The sequence below is a fragment of the Ottowia thiooxydans DSM 14619 genome, from assembly GCF_000422885.1.
Classification (GTDB): Bacteria; Pseudomonadota; Gammaproteobacteria; order Burkholderiales; family Burkholderiaceae_C; genus Ottowia; species Ottowia thiooxydans.
Window position 1 is genome coordinate 40,957 of record NZ_AUGX01000001.1, and the last position, 22,271, is coordinate 63,227.

Genomic DNA, 22,271 nt, shown 5'->3' on the forward strand with positions numbered 1-22,271 from the left:
CGCACCTGTTAGTGAATGGCCATCCGACTATGAAATGCATTGAAATCCGAGAGTTCGGCGCTCCCGAAGTCCTGGTGCCTGCGGAGCGCATTGCTCCCGTAGCGGGTCAGGGCGAACTGCTGATCCGCGTTGCGGCGTCCGGCGTTAACCGGCCTGATGTCCTGCAGCGTACCGGCAACTACCCGGTGCCTCCAGGCGCTTCGGATCTGCCGGGGCTTGAGGTCGCAGGCGTCATCGAATCGGGTGATTCCGAAGCGATGCGAGCTGCCGGTTTGGCTGTGGGTGATCGCGTTTGTGCACTCGTCGCCGGTGGTGGTTATGCCGAGCAATGTGTGGCGCCCGTGGTGCAATGCTTGCCGGTGCCGCGGGGTCTGTCAGATATTGAGGCGGCCTCACTACCCGAGACGTTCTTCACTGTCTGGAGCAATGTGTTCGACCGGGGCCGTTTGCAGGCTGGAGAAACGCTGTTGATCCAGGGTGGAACCAGTGGCATTGGTGTGACCGCCATTCAAATGGGCAAAGCTGCCGGCGCCACCGTCATCGCGACTGCAGGGTCCGATGAAAAATGCGCCGCCATGCTTGAATTGGGCGCAGATCACGCCATTAACTATAAGACCTCAGATTTCGCCGAAGAGGTGAAGAAGCTGACGGCTGGTAAAGGTGTCGACGTCGTACTCGATATGGTGGCGGGCGAATATGTTCGCCGCGAGATCGAGTGCTTGGCAGAAGATGGCCGTTTGGTCATCATTGCCGTTCAAGGTGGAGTCAAGGCGGAATTCAATGCGGGCCTGGTGCTGCGTAAGCGCCTGGTTATCACGGGCTCCACGCTGCGTCCTCGCCCCATCGCCTTTAAAGGCGCTATTGCCAAGGCACTCCAGGCAAACGTCTGGCCATGGCTGGAAAGTGGACGCATCAAGCCTGTCATTCACAGCGTGTTTCCTGCTCTGCAATCAGAGGGGGAAATGTTAAGTGGTGCGGCAAGGGCGCACGCCCTGATGCAAAGCAACCAGCACATCGGAAAGATCGTGCTGAACTGGCAAGCATGATGGGAAAAATCACAAGGAAGGCGATATGAGTAAGAAACTGATCGTCGGTAACTGGAAGATGAACGGCAGCCTGGCCGGTAACGACGCGCTTGTGCGCGAGTTGCTTGGCGGCATTGGTCAGCCCGCATGCGACGTGGCTATATGCCCCCCTGGCATTTATGTGGCTCAATTGCGAGACTTGCTGGCAGCATCGCCTATTGAACTCGGTGTGCAGAACGTTTCAATGAATGAAAACGGTGCCTACACGGGTGATGTTTCGGCGGAAATGCTGAAAGACTTTGGTGTCCGCTATGCGATCGTAGGTCACAGCGAGCGCCGTCAGCACCAGGCCGAGAATGATGTGCACGTGGCCCTTAAAGCCAAACGTGCGTTGGCGGCGGGCATTACCCCCATCGTCTGCGTTGGTGAAACGCTGCGCGAGCGCGAGTCCGGTATGACCGAATTCATCGTCAAGCGTCAGTTGTCTGCGGTCATTCACTTGAATGGCCATTGCATCAGCGAAATCGTGGTCGCGTATGAGCCTGTGTGGGCGATCGGGACCGGGCAGACCGCGACTCCAGAGCAGGCGCAAAGCGTTCACGCCTTGCTTCGTGCGCAGATCAAAGCTGCCACGGAGAAAGCCGACCGGGTGCGCATTCTCTACGGCGGAAGCATGAATGCGGCTAATGCTGCTGAGCTATTGTCACAACCTGACATCGATGGTGGCCTGATTGGCGGGGCATCGCTCAAGTCCACGGATTTTCTGAAAATCATTGCCGCTGCACGCGCCTAACCAGTGCCAGCGAATGAGAATATTGGAGTAATTGAATGAACATTATTTTGAACTTGCTGCTTGCAGCGCAGATTCTTTCGGCTTTAACCATGATTGGTTTGATCCTCGTTCAGCACGGCAAAGGTGCTGATATGGGCGCGGCGTTTGGTAGCGGCAGCTCAGGCAGCTTGTTCGGCGCCAGTGGCAGTGCCAACTTCCTTTCGCGCACTACAGCAGGCTTGGCCGCTGTATTTTTTGCCTGTACCCTCGCTCTGGCCTATTTTGGCGTCGGCGTTCGTACGACAGCGCCCACAGGGAATAGTGTTCTGGAAAAGGCCGCTATCGTCGTCCCAGCAGCTTCACAAGCTGGCTCGGCTACAGGGGCGGCTGCGATCCCGAGTGGCGCTTCGCCTGCACCAGCAGGCACTGCACAATCTCCCGCTACAGCGCCAACTCCGGCAGCTTCGGGAGCTGCTCAGATCCCTTCCAAGTAAGCTTGGTGAAAGTTGTCGAAAAAACCTTGCTTCCATCCTGGAAGTGGAGGTTTTTCAGGGTAAACTCCTAGATTAATTCGGTAAGCGTAAATCCTGTAAGAGGAGCTTGCTAAAGTAGAAATTGGCCGTCGTGGTGAAATTGGTAGACACGCTATCTTGAGGGGGTAGTGGCGAAAGCTGTGCGAGTTCGAGTCTCGCCGACGGCACCATAAAAAGTACTGAAGGGGTAGTCCCTCAGTCAGAGAGAGCGAACCCCATGAACCTGGCTCAATACCTGCCCGTCCTTCTTTTTATTTTGGTCGGTCTGGCTGTCGGTGCTTTGTGTCTTGGTATGGGGGCTTTTCTCGGTCCCAATAGGCCCGATGCGGCCAAAAACTCTCCTTACGAGTGTGGATTCGAGGCATTCGAGGATGCGCGCATGAAGTTTGATGTGCGTTACTACCTTGTTGCCATCCTTTTCATTCTGTTCGATCTAGAGATCGCTTTCCTTTTCCCCTGGGCTGTGGCGCTCAAGGATGTCGGGCTCACTGGCTTTGTTGCTGTGGTGATTTTCCTGGCCATTCTTGTCGTCGGCTTTGTTTACGAGTGGAAAAAGGGCGCGCTGGATTGGGAGTGATAGTTCACGTGGTCCACGCAATCTCACAATACGCAGGATAACGCCCATGATCGAAGGCATGATGGAAAAGGGCTTCGTCACCACGAATTTCGACGCGGTGATGAACTGGGCTAAGACGGGCTCGCTATGGCCGGTTACATTCGGTTTGGCGTGCTGCGCGGTCGAGATGATGCATGCGGCAGCCGCTCGTTACGACATTGGTCGTTTCGGTGCCGAGGTGTTTCGTGCAAGCCCGAGGCAATCTGATCTGATGATTGTTGCCGGTACGCTGTGCAACAAGATGGCGCCCGCTTTGCGCAAGGTCTATGACCAAATGGCTGAGCCGCGCTGGGTGATCTCCATGGGTTCGTGTGCCAATGGTGGCGGCTACTACCACTACAGCTATTCGGTGGTTCGTGGGTGCGACCGCATCGTGCCTGTGGATGTGTATGTGCCTGGTTGTCCGCCCACTGCTGAGGCCTTGCTTTACGGCATCATCCAGTTGCAGCAAAAAGTGCGTCGCACCAACACGATTGCGCGGGTATGAGCATGGCAGATTCCGCAGTCGACTACGCCATCACGCCCCAAGCGCTGAAGGATAAAATTGTTGCCGTCCTGGGTGCGCAAGCTCAGGATGTGGGTATTGCCTTGGGTGAAGTTACGGTCACCGTTCGTCCGTCCGAATACATGGCTGTGATGAAGTCGCTGCGAGATAGTGAGGGCTGTCAATTTGAGCAGCTTATCGATCTTTGTGGTGTCGATTACTCCACCTACGGCGATGGCAGGTGGGAAGGTGCGCGCTACGCAGTGGTGACGCATTTGCTCTCTATCAGTCTGAATCAGCGTGTGCGCGTGCGTGTGTTCTGTGCCGGTGATGACTTTCCTGTGATCTCGTCAGTCAATGAGCTTTGGAACGCCGCCAACTGGTATGAGCGCGAAGCATTTGATCTCTACGGCATCATGTTTGAGGGGCACACGGACTTGCGCCGCATCTTGACCGACTACGGCTTCATCGGGCACCCGTTCCGCAAGGATTTCCCGCTTTCGGGGCATGTGGAGATGCGTTACGACGCAGAGCGTCAACGTGTGGTGTACGAGCCTGTCAGTATTGAGCCGCGCGACGTTACGCCGCGCGTGATTCGTGAAGAAAATTATGGGGGAGTGCACTAAAGGCGCTTAGCGCTTTTGGCTTATTGACTCATGGCTGAGATCAAGAATTACACCCTGAACTTCGGGCCGCAGCATCCGGCTGCACACGGCGTATTGAGGCTGGTGCTCGAGCTGGATGGCGAGGTCGTGCAACGCGCTGACCCGCACATCGGGCTTTTGCACCGCGCTACAGAAAAACTTGCCGAGCACAAGACCTTCATCCAGTCGCTTCCTTATATGGATCGTCTGGATTACGTGTCCATGATGTGCAACGAGCACGCCTACTGCCTGGCCATCGAAAAGCTGCTGGGCATTGAGGTGCCTATTCGTGCGCAATACATCCGTGTGATGTTCTCCGAGATCACTCGGTTGCTCAATCACCTGATGTGGCTTGGCTCGCACGGCAATGATTGCGGTTCCTCGACCATCCTCATCTACACCTTCCGCGAGCGGGAAGACCTGTTTGATGTGTACGAGGCGGTTTCGGGCGCGCGCATGCATGCAGCCTATTTCCGTCCTGGCGGTGTTTATCGCGATCTGCCGGACACCATGCCGCAGTACCGCAGCAAAATTCGCGGCACGAAATCGTTGGAGCGGCAAAACGCTGCTCGGCAGGGTTCGCTGCTGGATTTCATTGACGATTTCACCCAGCGGTTCCCCGGTCTCGTGGATGAGTACGAAACCTTGCTCACCGACAACCGGATTTGGAAGCAACGCACTGTGGGCGTCGGCGTGTTGAGCGCAGAGCGCGCGCTTAACCTCGGTATGACTGGCCCCATGTTGCGGGGTTCCGGTATTGCTTGGGATTTGCGTAAGAAGCAGCCGTACGAAGTCTACGATCGCCTCGATTTCGATATTCCCGTTGGCAAAACGGGTGATAGCTACGATCGCTATCTTGTCCGTGTGCAGGAAATGCGTGAGTCCAATCGCATCATCAAGCAGTGCGTGAATTGGCTGCGCGCCAATCCGGGCCCGGTGATCGTGGACAATCACAAGGTCGCTCCGCCAAGTCGCGTAGCCATGAAGACCAATATGGAGGAGTTGATTCACCACTTCAAGCTCTTCACTGAAGGCATGCATGTGCCTGAAGGCGAGGCCTATGCGGCCGTAGAGCATCCAAAGGGTGAATTCGGCATCTACATGGTCAGCGATGGTGCCAACAAGCCTTATCGCTTGAAAATCCGTGCCCCAGGTTTTGTGCATCTGGCAGCGCTTGATGAAATGGTCCGGGGCCATATGCTGGCTGACGCTGTGGCCATCATTGGTACGCTGGATATCGTGTTTGGAGAGATTGATCGATGATCTCTGATGTGTCTTCCCAAGTGAGCACCGCCCAGGCGGCGCCGTTTTCGACTGCAACGATGGCGCGCTTTGCGCGCGAGGTGTCGAAGTACCCCGCTGAGCAAAAACAGTCAGCCGTCATGGCTTGCCTGTCTATCATTCAGCAGGAGCAGGGCTGGGTCAGCCCTGAGAACGAGCAAGCGTTAGCCGTTTACCTGGGCATGGCACCGATTGCTGTCCATGAGGTGAGCAGCTTCTACAACATGTACAACCGGCGCCCGGTTGGCCGTTACAAGTTGAACGTTTGTACCAATCTGCCATGCCAATTGCGAGATGGTGCCAAAGCGCTCGAGTATCTGGAGAAGAAGCTCGGCATTAGCGCGGGTCAAACCACGGCGGATGGGTTGTTTACCTTGCAACCATCCGAATGCCTCGGAGCATGCGCAGACTCGCCAGTTCTGTTGGTCAATGATCGCAACATGTGCAGCTTCATGAGCGAAGACAAGCTTGATCAGTTGATCGATGGCCTGAAGAACGCGGAGGCCAATTGATGAAAGCCGAGCAGGTGTTGTCGCAGTTTGCCGCTACGGGCGTGCAGACTTGTTTTCATGATCGCCACATTGAGCCGCAGATCTATGCTGGGCTCAATGGTGCGAACTGGAGTCTGAAAGAATACGAAGCGCGCGGCGGTTATCAAGCCCTGCGCAAGATTTTGGGAAAAGATGGTGGTGAGGGCCTTACGCCTGATCAAGTGATTGCCACCGTCAAAGAGTCGGCCCTGCGTGGTCGTGGCGGTGCGGGCTTCCCGACCGGCTTGAAGTGGAGCTTCATGCCTCGGCAATTCCCAGGTCAGAAATACCTGGTTTGCAATTCCGATGAGGGCGAGCCCGGTACATGCAAGGATCGCGACATCCTCATGTACAACCCGCACATCGTGATTGAAGGCATGGCGATCGCCGCTTACGCCATGGGTACGAGCGTGGGCTACAACTATATCCACGGCGAGATATTTCAGGTTTACGAACGGTTCGAGGAAGCGCTGGCGGAAGCGCGCGCCGCGGGCTATCTGGGTGATGGCATTCTCGGCAGTGGATTCAATTTCCAGTTGCACGCCCATCATGGCTTCGGTGCCTATATTTGCGGTGAAGAAACTGGTTTGCTGGAATCGTTGGAGGGTAAGAAGGGGCAGCCTCGCTTTAAGCCGCCTTTCCCTGCAAGCTTTGGCATGTACGGCAAGCCCACCACGATCAACAATACCGAAACCTTCGCTGCGGTGCCATGGATCATCCGCAATGGTGGTCAGGCCTATCTTGAGTGCGGTAAACCCAATAACGGTGGCACCAAGATCTACTCCATCAGTGGTGATGTCGAGCGTCCTGGCAACTATGAAATTCCCATGGGAACCCCGTTTTCCAAGCTGCTCGAGCTCGCAGGCGGTGTACGCGGGGGGCGCCAGCTCAAGGCGGTAATTCCGGGTGGGTCTTCCTCGCCGGTGCTGCCAGGCGCCATCATGATGGAATGCACGATGGACTATGACTCCATCGCCAAGGCGGGGTCCATGCTGGGTTCTGGCGCCGTCATCGTGATGGACGACACGCGTTGCATGGTCAAGTCACTGCAACGACTTTCATACTTTTATATGCATGAATCCTGTGGTCAATGCACGCCATGCCGCGAAGGCACTGGCTGGCTTTTCCGCATGGTTGAACGCATTGAAAGCGGCCATGGTCGCCCAAGCGATATGGATCTGCTTGACTCCGTAGCCGGCAATATCATGGGTCGCACCATCTGTGCGCTCGGGGACGCCGCGGCCATGCCGGTGCGTGCGATGCTCAAGCATTTCCGCTCTGAATTTGAACACCACGTTGAGCACAAGACCTGCATGGTCTCTGCTCACGTTTGATCCGGCAAAGAAGCGCCATGGTTGAAATCGATATCGACGGCAAAAAGGTTGAGGTGACCGAGGGCAGCATGATCATGCATGCTGCGGACAAAGCCGGCACCTACATTCCCCACTTCTGTTATCACAAGAAGCTGTCCATCGCTGCCAATTGCCGTATGTGCCTGGTGGATGTGGAAAAGGCGCCTAAGCCGATGCCTGCATGCGCCACGCCTGTGACGCAGGGCATGATTGTGCGCACCAAGAGCGACAAGGCTGTCACGGCGCAGAAATCCGTCATGGAGTTTCTGCTGATCAACCACCCGCTTGATTGCCCCATCTGCGATCAGGGCGGCGAATGCCAGTTACAAGATCTGGCGGTGGGTTATGGCGGCTCCGGCTCGCGATACGAAGAAGAAAAGCGGGTGGTCTTCCACAAGGATGTGGGCCCCTTGATTTCCATGGAGGAAATGACTCGCTGTATCCACTGCACCCGTTGCGTGCGCTTCGGTCAGGAGATCGGCGGCATCATGGAGTTGGGCATGTCCAACCGTGGTGAGCACTCCGAAATCGGAACATTCGTCGGTCTTTCGGTGGACTCCGAACTGTCGGGCAACATGATCGATATTTGCCCGGTGGGTGCGCTCACCAGCAAGCCATTCCGCTACAGCGCCCGGACGTGGGAGCTTTCGCGCCGCAAATCTGTCAGTCCGCACGATTCAACCGGTGCCAACCTGATTGTCCAAGTCAAAAATCACCGTGTCATGCGCGTGGTTCCGCTGGAAAATGAAGCCGTCAACGAATGCTGGATTGCTGACCGTGATCGTTTCTCCTACGAAGCGTTGAACGGTGCCGAGCGTCTGACCACCCCCATGCTCAAGCAAGGTGGCGAGTGGAAGGAAGTCGATTGGCAAACCGCGCTTGAGTATGTGGCTACGGGCCTCAACAATATCAAGGCCGAACACGGTGCCAATAGCATTGGGGCTTTATTCAGCCCGCACAGCACGCTGGAAGAGCTTTATCTGGGCGGCGCTTTGCTGCGCGGCCTGGGTAGCGAGAATATCGACCATCGCCTGCGCCACACGGAGTTCGCTCCGTCCGAAGGTGTCCGTTGGCTCGGAACTTCGGTGGCATCGCTGTCGAATCTGCAGTCCGCTCTGATTGTTGGCTCGAACTTACGCAAGGATCATCCGCTCTTTGCACAGCGGATTCGTCAAGCTGCACGCCATGGTGGCGCGGTTGCCGCCATCACATCCCCGGCGCTTCTCACTTCGGCTGATGCATGGGCCATGCCGCTCAAACATTGGATGGTGGGTACGCCTGGTGAATGGGTGTCGGCTTTGGCAGATGTGGCTGCTTCCGTCGCAGCTGAAAAGGGCATTGCGGCTCCCGCACTCGCTCCAGCCGCAGATCAAATCAGCGACGGTGCTAAAGCCATCGCGCGGATGCTGCTTTCTGGTGAGCGCAAGGCTGTATTGCTTGGCAATGCAGCGGCCCATCATCCTGATGCCTCCAGTTTGCTGGCGTTGGCTAATTGGATCGGCCAGCAAACGGGTGCAAGCGTTGGGTATTTGACAGAAGCCGCCAACACCGTGGGCGCTCAGTGGGTCAATGCCTTGCCCGGAAAAGACGGCCAGAATGCCGGCCAGATGTTGGCAGGCGGCTTGAAGGCAACATTGCTCTTCAACTGTGAGCCAGCTTTTGACGCCGCAAACGGCGTAGCAGCCAGCAAATCGCTGGTTGGTAGCGAAATGGTCGTTACTTTCAGTCCATTCAAGGCCAACATGGACATCAGCGATGTGCTGCTGCCTATCTCGCCATTTACTGAAACCTCTGGCACCTTCGTGAATGCCGAAGGCCGTGTGCAAAGTTTCCACGCCGTGGTGCGCCCCTTAGGCGATACACGGCCTGGTTGGAAGGTACTTCGTGTTCTGGGCGACCTTCTCAGTGTGCCAAACATGTCTTTCGACTCCTCTCAGGAAGTTCTCGACCGTGCGCTTGGCGCAGCAGGCGTGAGCGCGCTTCCGGTCGAACGTCTGAGCAACGCCACCACCGCTTCCGTTAAAGCCAGCACTGCGCCGTCTGGTGCAGCGGATGCCATGCGGCCTGTGGGCATTTATGAGCTGGACAGCATAGTGCGACGGGCGCCTTCTCTGCAGTTGACAGCCGATGCCCGTCACTCCGCCAGCGCCCTGGAAGGAGCCACATCATGATCGACGCCTTCCATAACTGGGGTTTGACCCTTTTTTCGGTGTCTTGGTGGGGGCAACTGGTTTGGCCAGTGATCTGGATCATGATCAAAATCGTCGTGATCTTGCTGCCCTTGATGGGGGCGGTGGCTTATTTGACGCTCTGGGAGCGCAAATTGCTGGGTTTTATGCAGGTTCGCCACGGCCCTAACCGTGTTGGCCCGTTTGGTCTGTTGCAGCCCATCGCCGATGCGGTCAAACTGCTCACCAAAGAAATCATCCAGCCAACAGCCGCTTCCAAGGGCCTGTTTTTCCTGGGCCCGCTCATGGCCATCATGCCCGCGCTTGCAGCCTGGGCCGTGATTCCCTTCGGCCCGGATGTCGCGCTTGCCAATGTCAACGCGGGCCTGTTGCTGGTGATGGCCATTACCTCTATTGAGGTTTATGGCGTGATCATTGCCGGCTGGTCGTCAAACTCGAAATACGCTTTCCTGGGCGCGCTTCGTGCGTCCGCACAGATGGTGAGCTATGAAATCGCCATGGGCTTTTGCTTTTTGGTGGTGCTCATGGTTTCCGGCAGCATGAACCTGACGTCGATCGTGATGTCGCAAGGGCAGGGCATGGCGGCCAGCAACGGTTTCGGCTTGCTCTCTTGGAACTGGTTGCCGCTGCTGCCTATTTTCGTGGTCTACCTGATTTCTGGCGTCGCCGAAACCAACCGCCATCCGTTCGACGTCGTCGAAGGTGAGGCTGAAATCGTTGCCGGGCATATGGTCGAGTACTCGGGCATGGGCTTCGCAGTGTTCTTCCTGGCTGAGTACGCCAGCATGTGGCTGGTATCGATTCTTGCCGTGCTGATGTTCCTGGGTGGTTGGCTGTCGCCTTTCGCAGCGCTGGACTTCATTCCAGGCTGGATCTGGTTGGCGATAAAAACCTTTGGCGTCGTGTCCATGTTCATCTGGATCCGCGCGACCTTCCCGCGTTTCCGCTATGACCAAATCATGCGTCTGGGATGGAAGATTTTCATTCCAGTCACGCTGGTGTGGTTGCTTGTCGTCGGGGCGTGGATGCACACGCCCTGGAATATCTGGCATTGAACTTGGAATCGGCAGTTGACCGCTTGTAATTTTCATGAGGGCCGCATGACCGCTTTCGTTTCTGGCTTTCACCCAAAGGGTGAGGGCGCCGCGCATCTGATCGGCTCGCCATTTGGCGCGCCGGCGGCGTTCAATCGCCGCTTCTAGGTCAGACGGAGAATGACTATGGCTTCTGTAGCTGCTTCACCTTTTTCCGTTCGAGATTTCCTCAAGAGCTTCATGCTCGTGGAATTGCTAAAGGGCATGGCCCTGACCGGCCGTTATGCCTTCAGTCGCAAGGTGACGGTGCAATATCCTGAGGAAAAAACGCCACTGTCCCCGCGTTTTCGGGGACTCCATGCGCTGCGCCGTTATGAGAACGGCGAAGAGCGTTGCATCGCTTGTAAGCTGTGCGAGGCAGTTTGCCCAGCTGTGGCGATCACCATCGAATCGGACGTGCGGGCTGACGGTTCACGCCGCACCACGCGCTACGACATCGACCTGACAAAGTGCATCTTCTGCGGTTTCTGCGAAGAAAGCTGCCCGGTCGATTCGATTGTCGAAACGCATATCTTCGAATACCACGGAGAAAAGCGGGGCGACCTTTATTTCACAAAAGAGATGTTGCTGGCAGTGGGCGATCGGTATGAAACCGAAATCGCCGCGGCTAAAGCAGCCGACGCCAAGTTCCGCTGATCCAGCCCGGCTCGCCTCACAGAACGATACGATCCATGGACGTCACGACCGGTTTCTTCTACCTGTTCTCGCTTGTGCTGCTATTTGCAGCCTTCCGAGTGATCACCGCGCGCAACCCCGTGCACGCGGTGCTGTATCTGATGCTCGCGTTCTCGCAAGCATCAGGCATCTGGCTGCTCTTGCGCGCTGAGTTCCTGGCCATCGTGCTGGTACTGGTCTATCTTGGCGCGGTGATGGTGCTGTTTCTCTTCGTGGTGATGATGCTGGACATCAACATCGACAGCATGAGGCAAGGCTTCTGGAAACACTTCCCGCTGGCACTTGGCGTGGGCGCGCTCATTTCACTTGAGATGGCGGTGGTGTTGATTGGTGGCTTCCGTTCCGGACAGGCGCCCATCATTCCGGAAACCGTGGTTAACGCAGCGGGCCAGGTGGTGCAGTATTCAAACTCCAAGGCATTGGGTACGCTTCTCTATACGAAGTATCTCTATCCGTTGGAGATTGCCGCCGTCATTTTGCTGGTGGCCATGATCGCTGCCATCGCGCTGACATTGCGCCAGCGTAAGGACAGCAAAGCCATCAACCCATCACTGCAAGTGAAGGTGAAGGCGCGCGATAGGCTTCAGGTTCTTTCCATGGCCGCCACGCGTGAAGCGCCTCCGGTGCCACCTGCTGCCGAAGAGCCACCTTCCGCCGAGGGAGCCAAGAAATGACTTTGACACTAGCGCATTACCTGACACTGGGCGCGATTTTGTTCGCGCTGTCCGTGGTGGGCATTTTTCTGAACCGCAAAAACCTCATCGTGCTGCTCATGGCTATTGAGCTCATGCTGCTGGCTGTGAACATGAACTTCGTAGCCTTCTCCGCTTATCTGGGAGACATGCATGGTCAGGTATTTGTTTTCTTCATCCTGACCGTGGCGGCTGCTGAGTCGGCTATTGGTCTCGCGATCCTCGTGCTGTTGTTCCGTAACAAGAACAGCATCAACGTAGACGAACTCAATTCGCTCAAGGGATAAGATGAGTCAGACCCTTTCCGCTTCCACGCTGTTGGCGGTGCCCTTGGCCCCGCTGGTGGGTTCTGCGCTGGCGGGCATTCTTGGCACGGCGTTCGGTGGTAATCGCATTGGCCGTACGGCTTCGCATACAGCGACCATCCTGGGCGTTTTTGTGGCTCTCGTCATCTCTGTCATGACGCTGCAGAGCGTGGTCATGGATGGCGCGCATTTCAACGAAACGCTCTATGAGTGGATGGTTGTGGGCGGCCTGAAGATGGAGGTGGGCTTCCTGGTCGATAGCCTCACCGCCATGATGATGTGCGTCGTGACCTTTGTGTCGCTCATGGTGCACGTCTACACCATTGGCTATATGGCCGAAGACGACGGCTACGACCGTTTCTTCTCCTATATCTCGCTCTTCACTTTCTCCATGCTGATGCTGGTGATGAGCAATAACTTCCTGCAGCTGTTCTTTGGCTGGGAAGCGGTGGGCTTGGTTTCCTATCTGCTGATTGGTTTCTGGCACAACCGGCCTAGTGCCACTTTCGCCAACATGAAGGCGTTCCTGGTCAACCGCGTGGGTGACTTTGGCTTTATTCTTGGTATTGGTCTGATCGCTGCTTTCGCCGGCACGCTGAGCTACAGCGAAACATTCGCCAAGGCGGCCGAACTCTCCGCCATGCAGCTTCCGGGCTCGAGCTGGCAATTGATCACGGTGATCTGCATCTGCCTGTTCATCGGGGCCATGGGCAAGTCTGCCCAGTTTCCGCTGCACGTATGGTTGCCTGATTCGATGGAAGGGCCAACCCCCATTTCCGCGCTGATTCACGCTGCCACCATGGTGACTGCCGGGATCTTCATGGTGGCTCGCATGTCGCCGCTGTTCGAGCTTTCCGACACTGCGCTTAACTTCATCCTCATCATTGGATCGATCACGGCACTGTTCATGGGCTTTCTGGGCATCATCCAGAATGACATCAAACGGGTGGTGGCGTATTCCACGCTTTCGCAGCTGGGTTACATGACGGTGGCGCTTGGTGCATCGGCCTACCAAGTAGGCGTGTTCCACCTGATGACGCATGCCTTCTTCAAGGCCTTGCTGTTCCTCGCGGCCGGTTCCGTCATCATGGGTCTACATCACAACCAGGACATCCGCTGGATGGGCGGTGTGCGCAAGTACATGCCAATCACATGGATCACGTTCCTGCTCGGTTCGCTGGCGTTGATCGGTACTCCTTTCTTCTCTGGTTTTTACTCCAAGGACGCCATCATTGAGGCGGTGCACGCCAGCCAGTTGCCGGCGGCCGGATTTGCATACTTCGCTGTCCTTGCAGGTGTTTTCGTCACGGCGTTCTATTCATTCCGTCTTTACTTCCTGGTTTTCCACGGTAAAGAGCGCTACGACCAGAACCCTGACGCACACCACGACGATCATCATGCTCATGACGATCACGGGCATCATGGCCACGACGAAAAGCCTCACGAGACGCCCTGGGTTGTTTGGTTGCCACTCGTGGCGCTGGCTATACCGTCGGTGTTCATTGGCGCCATCACCTTGATGCCCATGCTCTTTGGAGATTTTTTCAAAGGCGTAATTTATGTGGATGGCGCACGGCACGGCGCTATGGCTGAATTGGGTGAAGCCATTCACGGCTGGTTGCCTATGGCGCTCCACGGTTTCATGACGCCTCCGTTCTGGCTGGCCTTGGCTGGTGTCGCTCTGTCCTATTACATGTACATGATCAACCCGGCATTGCCTGCCCGGATTCAACGCATGTTCCAGCCTATCTACACGCTGTTCGAGAACAAGTACTACCTGGACTGGTTCAATGAAAACGTGATCGCTCGGGGCGCACGCGTCCTTGGAACTGGCCTGTGGAAGGGCGGAGACCGCGCGTTGATTGATGGCTTCTTCGTCAATGGATCGTGGAAGCTAGTGGGTTGGATTTCCGGCGTAGTGCGCCGGCTACAGACCGGTTATCTCTACCAGTACGCGCTGGTGATGATCCTGGGTATCTTCGTGCTCATGACGTACTTCGTCTGGCTCAACAAATAATAGGAAAACCAAGAAAATGGGTTGGTTGAGCCTTGCCATCTGGACGCCGATTGCGTTTGGCGTCGTGTTGCTGGCGTTCGGCCGGGAGAGTCAAGCGCAAATGGTGCGCTGGTTGGCTCTCATCGGATCGATCATCAGTTTTGTAGTGACATTGCCGCTTTACTCGGGCTTCAAGCTCGGGACCGCTGCCATGCAGTTTGTCGAGAAGTCGCCCTGGATTGCGCGCTTCAATGTCAATTACCACTTGGGTGTGGACGGCATTTCCTTGTGGTTTGTGCTGCTCACGTCGTTTATCACCGTGGTCGTGGTCATCGCGGGATGGGAAGTCATTCAGCGCAAGGTCAACCAGTACATGGCGGCCTTCCTGATTCTCTCCGGCCTGATGATTGGTGTGTTTTCAGCGCTTGACGGCTTGCTGTTCTACGTGTTCTTCGAAGCCACGTTGATCCCGATGTACCTCATCATCGGTATTTGGGGCGGCCCGAACAAGATCTACGCTGCGTTCAAGTTCTTCTTGTACACGCTGCTCGGCTCGTTGCTGACGCTGGTGGCCTTCATTTATCTGTACACCCGCTCGGGCGGGAGTTTCGATATCTTGACCTGGCATGCCTTGCCGCTTTCGGGCACGGCGCAAACCTTGATTTTCTTCGCGCTCTTCGCCGCTTTTGCGGTCAAGGTTCCCATGTGGCCGGTTCACACCTGGTTGCCTGATGTGCACGTGGAAGCGCCTACGGGTGGCTCCGCCGTACTGGCGGCGATCATGTTGAAATTGGGCGCGTACGGTTTCCTGCGCTTTTCCATGCCCATTGCGCCCGATGCTTCGCACGAATGGTCAGGGCTCATGATCACGCTTTCGTTAGTTGCCGTGATTTATGTAGGTCTGGTTGCGCTTGTGCAGCAGGACATGAAGAAGCTCGTGGCCTATTCGTCTGTGGCGCACATGGGTTTCGTCACACTCGGATTCTTCCTCTTCAATGACCTTGGCATCGCCGGCGGCCTGGTGCAGATGATCGCCCACGGCTTCGTTTCAGGTGCAATGTTCCTTTGTATCGGCGTTTTGTACGACCGTGTGCATTCGCGTGAGATTGCAGCGTATGGTGGGGTAGCCACTACCATGCCGCGCTTCACGGTATTCGCTTTGCTGTTCTTTATGGCCAACTGCGGCTTGCCGGGAACAGCGGGTTTCGTGGGTGAGTGGATGGTGATTCTGGGGGCAGTCAAGGCCAACTTCTGGCTTGGGCTTCTCGCAGCCACTGCGCTTATTTCGGGCGCTGCCTACACCTTGTGGATGTTCAAGCGGGTTTACTTTGGACCCGTCACCAACGATCACGTGCGCAACCTGAAAGATATCAATGCGCGCGAATTTGTCATGCTTAGTCTGCTGGCATTGGCGGTGTTGGGTATGGGTATCAATCCCAAACCTTTCACCGATGTGATGGATGCGTCCGTCGCCAACCTGCTCAAGCAGGTGTCGGTTTCCAAACTGAATTGAGGACCAGGAGATGATTGACGCATTCAGTTGGATTTCGATTTATCCAGAGATCGTGTTGCTGGCGATGGCCTGCGTGATCGCCCTGGTTGATCTGCTGGACACCAGCGAGCGCCGGACAGCGACCTATATCCTGTCTGTTTTGACCTTGCTCGTGTTGGCTGTGCTGACGGGGATTTACGCGTACGGCGGTCAGACCGTTTACGGCTTCGGCGGAATGGTGGTGAGCGATATGCTTGCCAACTGGCTCAAGTGCTTCGCTGCCTTGGCTAGCGCCGTGGCGCTCGTTTATGGTCGCACCTACATGCGTGAGCGCGGTGTTCTGCGCGGCGGTGAGTGGTTCGTGCTCAGCTTGTTGTCGTTGCTTGGCATCTTTGTGATGATTTCAGGCAATAACTTCCTGCTGATCTACCTGGGCCTTGAACTGCTGACGCTGGCGAGCTACGCCATGGTGGCGCTGCGCCGCGACCATACGGTGTCGGTAGAAGCGGCCATGAAGTATTTCGTATTGGGCGCGATGGCCTCAGGCTTCCTGCTTTATGGCTTGTCCATGCTGTACGGCGCTACGGGCACGCTTGATATCGGGTCTGTTTATAAGGCGGTGGCCTCTGGCCAGATTCGCCATCAGGTGCTGATTTTCGGTCTGGTGTTTGTCGTGGCCGGTTTGGCCTTCAAATTCGGCGTGGTGCCTTTCCACATGTGGATTCCAGACGTCTATCAAGGCGCTCCCACAGCCGTGACGCTGACCATCGGTGCGGCACCGAAACTGGCTGCCTTCGCCATCGCCATTCGTCTGTTGGTGGAAGGCTTGCTGCCGCTGGCGTTCGATTGGCAACAGATGCTTGGCCTGCTGGCGGTTGCTTCACTTCTACTCGGTAACCTGGCGGCCATTGCACAAACCAATCTGAAGCGGATGCTGGCCTATTCGACGATTGCGCAAATGGGCTTCGTGCTGCTCGGCCTGACCGCAGGGGTGGTCAACGGTAATGCGCTGTCGGCCGCTAACGCCTACAGCTCGGCGATGTTCTACATCGTTACCTATGTTCTCACTACGCTTGCGACCTTCGGCATCATCATGCTGCTCTCCCGCGAAGGATTCGAGAGCGAAGAAATTGTGGACCTTGCTGGCCTGAACCAGCGCAGCCCGTTGTACGCCGGGATCATGGCGGTTTGCTTGTTCTCTCTGGCGGGCCTGCCTCCCATGGTTGGCTTCCAGGCGAAGCTGTCGGTGCTGCAGGCGCTGGTGAGCACCGGGCAGGCGGTCTACATTGGCTTGGCGGTGTTTTCCGTCATGGTCTCACTGATTGGCGCTTTCTACTACCTGCGGGTGGTGAAGGTAATGTACTTCGACGAACCCACGAGCGATTCACCCATTTCCGCACCGGCAGACATGCGCGCTTTGCTGTCGCTTAATGGCGCGCTGGTATTGGTGCTGGGTATTGTTCCAGGCGCTTTGATGACCCTGTGCGCGCGAGCGGTCGTGCAAATGCTGGGCACGTGACACAATGAGCGCCCCCCTGAGTCGCTTACGCGCCTTCCCCCTGGGGGGGACGCACCTAGCGGCCTGGAAACTATGAACTCCCCCCCTGAGTCGCTTACGCGCCTTCCCCCTGGGGGGACACACCTGGCGGCCTGGCAAAGCCAGTTCCGCGGGTGCACTGGCATGGCCTGCTCCGCGGCCTTTGGCTTTCGAGCTGTTGCGGTGCGCTTTCGCTATTTATCACTGAGACGGTCTGAAGGGTTCGCGTAGGGATGTCCCAAAGTCTTTCGATATGGCTGCTGATCCTGTTGGCTTTGGTGGCTGCCAATCTGCCTTTCGTGAACCAGCGTTTGCTGTCTGTTTTTCGTCTTCCGGGGGGGCACAAGTCCCTGGGGTGGCGCTTGGGTGAATTGATCGTCTTGTACTTTATTGTGGGTGGCGTTGGGATGTGGATGGAGCAGCGCGCTGGACAGTTGGCTCCGCAAGGTTGGGAATTCTTTGCCGTCACGGGCACCCTGTTCGTGACGTTGGCATTTCCGGGCTTTGTTTACCGCTATTTGGTGATGCGTGGCCGATAACTCCATCGCCTGAAACTTGTCATGAGTTCCGATCCGAAATTGCAGGAAACCAGAGTCAGCAGCTCAGAAGTGCTGCGCGGGGATTTTCTGCATGTTTTCCGGGACACCGTGAAACTCCCCGATGGCACACCGGCGTCTCGTGAATTCATCGTACACCCCGGCGCGGTGATGGTGATCCCCCTGATTGAATCCGAGGATGGGACGGTGAGAGTGCTGATGGAGCGCCAGTTCCGGTATCCAGTGGGGAAGGTCATGATTGAGTTTCCCGCGGGAAAACTCGACAAGGGTGAGGCCCCATTGTCTTGTGCGCAGAGAGAGCTGCGAGAAGAAACGGGGTACACAGCGACCCACTGGGCGCGTGTGGGTCTGCTTCACCCGGGCATCTCTTATTCCACGGAATTCATCGAAATCTGGTTCGCGCGAGGTCTTTCAGCCGGCGAGTCTCAGTTGGACGCTGGAGAGTTTTTAGAGGTTTTCAGCGCAACACCCCAGGAAATTTTCGATGGGTGCCGCAGTGGGTGGATTACCGATGGTAAAACCTTGGCGGGTGCGTTATGGTTGCAGAACGTCCTGTCGGGAGCCTGGCCGCTAGAGTGGCAGTCTCCAGATACGAACGACAAGGAGGCACCATGAAAGTATTCGATCTGCAATGTGCCCATGGTCACGTGTTTGAGGGTTGGTTTGGGTCGGAAGATGATTTCCAACACCAGCTTTCCAGCCATTTGTTGGCCTGCCCGATGTGCAACGAGACTGCGGTCACCAAGTTGCCCAGCGCGCCGCGCTTGAATTTTGGCGCAGTGGGCGCGGATTCCCCGCGACCCGAAGGCCCCAAAATTGCACCTGACGCAGGTGGAGCGGAGCCGGTTGCTTCTCTACCCCCAGCTGCGCTACAGGCGGCCTGGATGCAAATGGTGCGTCGTGTGGTGGCTAACACCGAAGATGTGGGCGAGCGCTTTGCGGAAGAGGCACGGCGCATTCATTACGGCGAAGCAGACGAGCGTGGTATCCGTGGGCAAGCTTCTCAGGAAGAAACAGCGGCTCTTCTGGACGAAGGCATCGCTGTGGTTCCTTTACCGGTGCCGCCCGGGTTTAAAGAAACACTGCAGTAAAAGCAAAGCGCGCCCGAAGTCTCGGAGTACGCTCTAGGTGCAGCGTTTCAGCGGAGAGCTCACGTCATGAGACGCCACAACTGCTCGAAGCGCCTCGGTATCTACGATGCGCACGTGGCGTTGTTTCACTTCCACCAGGCCTTCTTCTGCGAACTTGGAAAAGGCGCGACTGACCGTCTCAAGCTTGAGGCCAAGGTAGCTGCCAATTTCCTCGCGCGTCATGCGCAGGACGAGTTCTGATTGAGAAAAGCCTCGGGCGTGCAATCTTTGCACGAGGTTCAGCAGAAAAGTGGCCAGCCGCTCTTCAGCTCGCATGCTGCCCAGCAGCAACATGACACCATGCTCACGCACAATTTCCCGGCTCATGATTTTGTGCACGTGGCTTTGCAATGCCGGCACTTCGCGTGAGAGTTCTTCGATGCGTTCGAATGGCATTACGCAGACTTCGGCGTCTTCCAAGGCGATGGCATCGCAAGTGTGCTGGTCGCCCACAATGCCGTCCAACCCGATGATCTCTCCGGCCATCTGAAAGCCGGTGACTTGATCCCTGCCATCTTCAGTGGCAATGCACGTCTTGAAAAAGCCAGTGCGAATGGCGTACAGGGCTACAAAGCGCTCGCCGTTCGAAAACAGTGGAGCGCCTCGGCGGATCTTGCGACGCGTGGCCACGAGTTCGTCCAGCCTGCCCAAATCCCCGGCGGACAAGTCCATCGGCATACACAACTCTCGAAGGTTGCAGTTGGAGCACGCGACTTTGATGGCTTGAGGAGTCATTTTTCCCGGCGGTATAACGCCTGACAGGCTGTGCCTTGAAATGGAAGTTTCATTGTAGGCCACGAACTGGATTTGACTTGCGGCAATTTCACTTCTGTGCGAGTAGGTATCTTGATCATCGTCAAGGACATTCGCATTCGGGCGCGTCACCATTGCCGTTGCTGCAAAGGATGCTCAGATGACTATCGCCACACCCGAATTACTTGAACGTTTTGACGTACCAGGCCCGCGCTACACCTCTTACCCCACAGCGGACCGGTTTGTTGAGGCGTTTGGTGAAGCACAGTACGTGCAGGCACTTGAGCAACGGCGTATGGGGCCCGCTGCATTGGCGCTGCCACTCTCCCTTTACGTACACATTCCGTTTTGTGAGTCTCTTTGCTATTACTGCGCCTGCAACAAGATTATTACCAAGCACCATGAGCGTGGTGCGCCCTATCTGCGCTACCTGGCTCGTGAGGTGGAGTTGCATGTCAACCGCATAGGCACCGGCGTGAGTGTCAGTCAATTGCATCTGGGAGGTGGTTCGCCCACTTTCCTGAATGATGATGAGTTGGGCGAGCTGATGGGTATGTTGCGCCGAAACTTTAATCTGGTGCCTGGAGGTGAGTACTCTATTGAGATTGACCCGCGAACCGTAGACGAGCAGAGGCTGCAGACCCTGTCCCGCCTGGGCTTCAATCGTCTCTCCTTCGGTGTGCAGGATTTTGATCCGCAGGTGCAAAAGGCTGTGCACCGCACACAGCCTGCGGAACAGGTGTTTGCACTGGTGGATGCGGCCAGACGCATTGGTTTTGAGTCGATTAACGTCGATCTGATTTATGGCCTCCCCAAGCAGACCCCTACGTCGTTCAATCGCACGCTGGAGCAGGTGGCAGAGCTCCGGCCCGACCGCATCGCCTTATACGGATACGCGCATTTGCCCGAGCGCTTCAAGCCTCAGCGGCGAATCATTCCTATCGATTTGCCCGGCGCAGGCAACAAAGTGACGATGTTGTCGCGTGCATTGGCTGCGTTTGAGGAAGCAGGGTATGTGTACGTGGGAATGGATCATTTCGCGCTGCCTAACGATGCCTTGGCCGTGGCGAAACGCCAGGGGCGCCTACATCGCAATTTTCAGGGTTACAGCACCCAGCCTGACTGTGACCTGATTGGTCTGGGGGTGTCGGCCATCGGCAAGGTCGGCGCTACTTACAGCCAGAATGCCAAGACCTTGGCGGAATATCAGGATGCGCTGGATCACGGGCTCCTGCCGATTGCGCGAGGCCTGGCGGTCTCGCGTGACGATTTGATGCGACGCGCGGTCATCATGGCGCTCATGTGCCAGGGCCGGCTGCAGTTCGAGTCGATAGAAATCGCGCATCTGATCGATTTCAAGAAGACCTTTGCTGCCGAACTGGAGATCCTGGGAGACATGCAGGCGCAAGGGCTGGTAGAGTTGTCTGATACGGGCATCGAGGTGACGCCTATGGGGTGGTTCTTCGTACGCGGTGTGGCCATGGTGTTCGATAGATATCTGCAGGCTGATCGAACACGGGCGCGCTTTTCGAAGATCATCTGATGCTGGTGATCTATCGCATTGGTGATTCAAAGTAATCTGGCGTAGCTCGTCAACGCGTGCTTATGCCGTGTTCATGATCAACCTGGAGCCAAGCCTTTTTGCGTAGCGTTCTGTTGGCTCGTTCCTTCTATACAAACACTTCATGGGTATGTTGGGTTCACTTGCACTAACCGCCTTTCTGATGGGATTGGCGGGTGGCCCCCATTGCATTGCAATGTGCGGGGCGGCGTGTGCGGGCATCGGCCAGACGGCAGGGGCGCGTAGTACCTCGGCGATGGGGCTGTTTCAGATCGGCCGGATCATCGGGTATTCGACGCTGGGAGGCGTAGCAGCTGCGTCACTGCAGGGCATTGGGTGGTTGACCACTCAAAGCGCTGCGATTCGCCCAGTGTGGACCTTATTTCACGTGGCGGCCGTGGTCCTCGGCTTGTTGTTACTGATTCAAGCCCGTCAACCGGTGTGGTTGGAGCAGGGCGCGCGTCGCGTATGGACAGCTGTGCGGGGGTTTCAGCAACGGCGCGGGCGTGGTGCACCTCTGGTTATCGGCGCTCTATGGGCATTCATGCCCTGTGGCTTGCTGTATTCGGCGTTGATGGTGGCCGCGTTGGCGGGCAGCATTACGGGTGGGGTGATTACTATGGCGCTTTTCGCGCTAGGCAGCAGCGTATCCCTGATGATCGGCCCGTGGCTTTTTCTGCGCTTGCCCGCAGGAACTCGTGGTGAGTGGGGCATGCGCGCCGCCGGCCTGGCGCTTTTGCTGGCCTCAGGTTGGGCGCTCTGGATGGGCCTAGTGCACGATCAAGCGCCCTGGTGTATTACTCCAGCGTGAGCGACTAGCAGTTTCAGGGCCCAGCGTAGCGATGGCCCGAGTGGGTATCCCACCCCTCTGGCCGCGCTGAGAAGCGCACGGGGAGGGGCGGGCAAGAGCACTGAAAGATGCTCTTGCTTCGTGATCTAGCTTGCAGCCGCTGTTTGAACGTAGAGAACGAAGTGAACGCAGTGAGTTCGGCTGCACCGCCCCTTGACTGAGCATCGCAAGTTGCCCGAAGCGCAGCGCAGGGACGCGTCCGG

The 22,271-nt window shown here is 56.7% G+C and carries 23 protein-coding genes and 1 tRNA gene; 23 read left to right on the top strand and 1 reads right to left on the bottom strand.

Features of this window, described 5'->3' with window-relative positions; translation table 11 throughout:
- Positions 1 to 29 precede the first annotated feature (29 nt).
- From G518_RS0100175 to G518_RS0100280, 21 genes are all read left to right on the top strand, one after another.
- Positions 30 to 1,046, top strand: coding sequence for an NAD(P)H-quinone oxidoreductase (locus tag G518_RS0100175; protein ID WP_028600798.1), 1,017 nt, complete (start codon positions 30 to 32; stop codon positions 1,044 to 1,046).
- A 25-nt stretch (positions 1,047 to 1,071) separates the two neighbouring features.
- On the top strand, positions 1,072 to 1,818 hold the full coding sequence (gene tpiA / locus G518_RS0100180) for a triose-phosphate isomerase (protein ID WP_028600799.1): 747 nt from the start codon (positions 1,072 to 1,074) through the stop codon (positions 1,816 to 1,818).
- A 35-nt stretch (positions 1,819 to 1,853) separates the two neighbouring features.
- The gene (gene secG, locus G518_RS0100185) at positions 1,854 to 2,291 is read left to right on the top strand and encodes a preprotein translocase subunit SecG (RefSeq protein ID WP_028600800.1); all 438 of its coding nucleotides are present in this window, start codon (positions 1,854 to 1,856) and stop codon (positions 2,289 to 2,291) included.
- A 124-nt stretch (positions 2,292 to 2,415) separates the two neighbouring features.
- A tRNA-Leu gene (locus tag G518_RS0100190) sits at positions 2,416 to 2,500 on the top strand.
- A gap of 47 nt (positions 2,501 to 2,547) precedes the next feature.
- Positions 2,548 to 2,907, top strand: a complete 360-nt coding sequence (locus tag G518_RS0100195) for an NADH-quinone oxidoreductase subunit A (protein WP_028600801.1) — start codon at positions 2,548 to 2,550, stop codon at positions 2,905 to 2,907.
- A gap of 46 nt (positions 2,908 to 2,953) precedes the next feature.
- Positions 2,954 to 3,433, top strand: a complete 480-nt coding sequence (locus G518_RS0100200; RefSeq protein WP_028600802.1) for a NuoB/complex I 20 kDa subunit family protein — start codon at positions 2,954 to 2,956, stop codon at positions 3,431 to 3,433.
- Between the two features lie 2 nt (positions 3,434 to 3,435).
- A complete protein-coding gene (locus G518_RS0100205; protein WP_028600803.1) occupies positions 3,436 to 4,056 on the top strand; it encodes an NADH-quinone oxidoreductase subunit C in 621 nt (206 codons plus the stop codon).
- 30 nt (positions 4,057 to 4,086) lie between these two features.
- The gene (locus G518_RS0100210) at positions 4,087 to 5,337 is read left to right on the top strand and encodes an NADH-quinone oxidoreductase subunit D (RefSeq protein WP_028600804.1); all 1,251 of its coding nucleotides are present in this window, start codon (positions 4,087 to 4,089) and stop codon (positions 5,335 to 5,337) included.
- Positions 5,334 to 5,867, top strand: coding sequence for an NADH-quinone oxidoreductase subunit NuoE (gene nuoE, locus G518_RS0100215; RefSeq protein ID WP_051235758.1), 534 nt, complete (start codon positions 5,334 to 5,336; stop codon positions 5,865 to 5,867). The genes G518_RS0100210 and nuoE overlap by 4 nt, the downstream gene beginning before the upstream one ends.
- Entirely contained in the window at positions 5,867 to 7,219 is a 1,353-nt protein-coding gene (gene nuoF, locus G518_RS0100220; RefSeq protein ID WP_028600806.1) for an NADH-quinone oxidoreductase subunit NuoF, read from the top strand. Before nuoE ends, nuoF begins: the two co-directional genes overlap by 1 nt.
- A gap of 17 nt (positions 7,220 to 7,236) precedes the next feature.
- Complete coding sequence (gene nuoG / locus G518_RS0100225) at positions 7,237 to 9,408, top strand: NADH-quinone oxidoreductase subunit NuoG (protein ID WP_028600807.1); 2,172 nt, start codon at positions 7,237 to 7,239, stop codon at positions 9,406 to 9,408.
- Complete coding sequence (nuoH, locus tag G518_RS0100230; RefSeq protein ID WP_028600808.1) at positions 9,405 to 10,481, top strand: NADH-quinone oxidoreductase subunit NuoH; 1,077 nt, start codon at positions 9,405 to 9,407, stop codon at positions 10,479 to 10,481. Before nuoG ends, nuoH begins: the two co-directional genes overlap by 4 nt.
- Before the next feature lie 165 nt (positions 10,482 to 10,646).
- Positions 10,647 to 11,156 carry an NADH-quinone oxidoreductase subunit NuoI gene (gene nuoI / locus G518_RS0100240; protein ID WP_028600809.1) on the top strand — a complete coding sequence of 170 codons (510 nt, stop codon included), beginning with the start codon at positions 10,647 to 10,649 and terminating at the stop codon, positions 11,154 to 11,156.
- A gap of 35 nt (positions 11,157 to 11,191) precedes the next feature.
- The gene (locus G518_RS0100245; protein ID WP_028600810.1) at positions 11,192 to 11,869 is read left to right on the top strand and encodes an NADH-quinone oxidoreductase subunit J; all 678 of its coding nucleotides are present in this window, start codon (positions 11,192 to 11,194) and stop codon (positions 11,867 to 11,869) included.
- Positions 11,866 to 12,174 (top strand): NADH-quinone oxidoreductase subunit NuoK, encoded by a 309-nt coding sequence (gene nuoK, locus G518_RS0100250; RefSeq protein WP_028600811.1) that lies wholly within the window; start codon positions 11,866 to 11,868, stop codon positions 12,172 to 12,174. Before G518_RS0100245 ends, nuoK begins: the two co-directional genes overlap by 4 nt.
- A 1-nt stretch (position 12,175) precedes the next feature.
- A complete protein-coding gene (gene nuoL, locus G518_RS0100255; protein WP_028600812.1) occupies positions 12,176 to 14,209 on the top strand; it encodes an NADH-quinone oxidoreductase subunit L in 2,034 nt (677 codons plus the stop codon).
- Positions 14,210 to 14,225: 16 nt separating this feature from the next.
- Positions 14,226 to 15,701 carry an NADH-quinone oxidoreductase subunit M gene (locus G518_RS0100260; protein ID WP_028600813.1) on the top strand — a complete coding sequence of 492 codons (1,476 nt, stop codon included), beginning with the start codon at positions 14,226 to 14,228 and terminating at the stop codon, positions 15,699 to 15,701.
- 10 nt (positions 15,702 to 15,711) lie between these two features.
- Entirely contained in the window at positions 15,712 to 17,199 is a 1,488-nt protein-coding gene (nuoN, locus tag G518_RS0100265) for an NADH-quinone oxidoreductase subunit NuoN (protein ID WP_028600814.1), read from the top strand.
- Between the two features lie 251 nt (positions 17,200 to 17,450).
- Complete coding sequence (locus tag G518_RS0100270; RefSeq protein ID WP_028600815.1) at positions 17,451 to 17,756, top strand: DUF2818 family protein; 306 nt, start codon at positions 17,451 to 17,453, stop codon at positions 17,754 to 17,756.
- 21 nt (positions 17,757 to 17,777) lie between these two features.
- Positions 17,778 to 18,389 (top strand): NUDIX domain-containing protein, encoded by a 612-nt coding sequence (locus G518_RS0100275; RefSeq protein ID WP_028600816.1) that lies wholly within the window; start codon positions 17,778 to 17,780, stop codon positions 18,387 to 18,389.
- Positions 18,386 to 18,865, top strand: a complete 480-nt coding sequence (locus G518_RS0100280) for a DUF1178 family protein (RefSeq protein WP_028600817.1) — start codon at positions 18,386 to 18,388, stop codon at positions 18,863 to 18,865. Before G518_RS0100275 ends, G518_RS0100280 begins: the two co-directional genes overlap by 4 nt.
- 33 nt (positions 18,866 to 18,898) lie before the next feature.
- On the opposite strand, the gene fnr is transcribed toward G518_RS0100280, so the two are convergent.
- Positions 18,899 to 19,639, bottom strand: a complete 741-nt coding sequence (gene fnr, locus G518_RS33230; protein ID WP_036593252.1) for a fumarate/nitrate reduction transcriptional regulator Fnr — start codon at positions 19,637 to 19,639, stop codon at positions 18,899 to 18,901.
- A 178-nt stretch (positions 19,640 to 19,817) separates the two neighbouring features.
- On the opposite strand from fnr, the gene hemN reads away from it, so the two are divergent.
- Both hemN and G518_RS0100295 read left to right on the top strand, forming a co-directional pair.
- Positions 19,818 to 21,200 carry an oxygen-independent coproporphyrinogen III oxidase gene (gene hemN / locus G518_RS0100290; protein ID WP_028600818.1) on the top strand — a complete coding sequence of 461 codons (1,383 nt, stop codon included), beginning with the start codon at positions 19,818 to 19,820 and terminating at the stop codon, positions 21,198 to 21,200.
- A 148-nt stretch (positions 21,201 to 21,348) separates the two neighbouring features.
- Complete coding sequence (locus G518_RS0100295; protein ID WP_028600819.1) at positions 21,349 to 22,029, top strand: sulfite exporter TauE/SafE family protein; 681 nt, start codon at positions 21,349 to 21,351, stop codon at positions 22,027 to 22,029.
- Positions 22,030 to 22,271 lie beyond the last annotated feature (242 nt).

What these genes read in the sequence shown, in the direction of transcription:
- G518_RS0100175 (WP_028600798.1), top strand. Translation starts at nt 30, where the DNA reads ATGAAATGCATTGAAATCCGAGAGTTCGGCGCTCCCGAAGTCCTGGTG.
- tpiA (WP_028600799.1), top strand. Translation starts at nt 1,072, where the DNA reads ATGAGTAAGAAACTGATCGTCGGTAACTGGAAGATGAACGGCAGCCTG.
- secG (WP_028600800.1), top strand. Translation starts at nt 1,854, where the DNA reads ATGAACATTATTTTGAACTTGCTGCTTGCAGCGCAGATTCTTTCGGCT.
- G518_RS0100195 (WP_028600801.1), top strand. Translation starts at nt 2,548, where the DNA reads ATGAACCTGGCTCAATACCTGCCCGTCCTTCTTTTTATTTTGGTCGGT.
- G518_RS0100200 (WP_028600802.1), top strand. Translation starts at nt 2,954, where the DNA reads ATGATCGAAGGCATGATGGAAAAGGGCTTCGTCACCACGAATTTCGAC.
- G518_RS0100205 (WP_028600803.1), top strand. Translation starts at nt 3,436, where the DNA reads ATGGCAGATTCCGCAGTCGACTACGCCATCACGCCCCAAGCGCTGAAG.
- G518_RS0100210 (WP_028600804.1), top strand. Translation starts at nt 4,087, where the DNA reads ATGGCTGAGATCAAGAATTACACCCTGAACTTCGGGCCGCAGCATCCG.
- nuoE (WP_051235758.1), top strand. Translation starts at nt 5,334, where the DNA reads ATGATCTCTGATGTGTCTTCCCAAGTGAGCACCGCCCAGGCGGCGCCG.
- nuoF (WP_028600806.1), top strand. Translation starts at nt 5,867, where the DNA reads ATGAAAGCCGAGCAGGTGTTGTCGCAGTTTGCCGCTACGGGCGTGCAG.
- nuoG (WP_028600807.1), top strand. Translation starts at nt 7,237, where the DNA reads ATGGTTGAAATCGATATCGACGGCAAAAAGGTTGAGGTGACCGAGGGC.
- nuoH (WP_028600808.1), top strand. Translation starts at nt 9,405, where the DNA reads ATGATCGACGCCTTCCATAACTGGGGTTTGACCCTTTTTTCGGTGTCT.
- nuoI (WP_028600809.1), top strand. Translation starts at nt 10,647, where the DNA reads ATGGCTTCTGTAGCTGCTTCACCTTTTTCCGTTCGAGATTTCCTCAAG.
- G518_RS0100245 (WP_028600810.1), top strand. Translation starts at nt 11,192, where the DNA reads ATGGACGTCACGACCGGTTTCTTCTACCTGTTCTCGCTTGTGCTGCTA.
- nuoK (WP_028600811.1), top strand. Translation starts at nt 11,866, where the DNA reads ATGACTTTGACACTAGCGCATTACCTGACACTGGGCGCGATTTTGTTC.
- nuoL (WP_028600812.1), top strand. Translation starts at nt 12,176, where the DNA reads ATGAGTCAGACCCTTTCCGCTTCCACGCTGTTGGCGGTGCCCTTGGCC.
- G518_RS0100260 (WP_028600813.1), top strand. Translation starts at nt 14,226, where the DNA reads ATGGGTTGGTTGAGCCTTGCCATCTGGACGCCGATTGCGTTTGGCGTC.
- nuoN (WP_028600814.1), top strand. Translation starts at nt 15,712, where the DNA reads ATGATTGACGCATTCAGTTGGATTTCGATTTATCCAGAGATCGTGTTG.
- G518_RS0100270 (WP_028600815.1), top strand. Translation starts at nt 17,451, where the DNA reads ATGTCCCAAAGTCTTTCGATATGGCTGCTGATCCTGTTGGCTTTGGTG.
- G518_RS0100275 (WP_028600816.1), top strand. Translation starts at nt 17,778, where the DNA reads ATGAGTTCCGATCCGAAATTGCAGGAAACCAGAGTCAGCAGCTCAGAA.
- G518_RS0100280 (WP_028600817.1), top strand. Translation starts at nt 18,386, where the DNA reads ATGAAAGTATTCGATCTGCAATGTGCCCATGGTCACGTGTTTGAGGGT.
- fnr (WP_036593252.1), bottom strand. Translation starts at nt 19,639, where the DNA reads ATGACTCCTCAAGCCATCAAAGTCGCGTGCTCCAACTGCAACCTTCGA.
- hemN (WP_028600818.1), top strand. Translation starts at nt 19,818, where the DNA reads ATGACTATCGCCACACCCGAATTACTTGAACGTTTTGACGTACCAGGC.
- G518_RS0100295 (WP_028600819.1), top strand. Translation starts at nt 21,349, where the DNA reads ATGTTGGGTTCACTTGCACTAACCGCCTTTCTGATGGGATTGGCGGGT.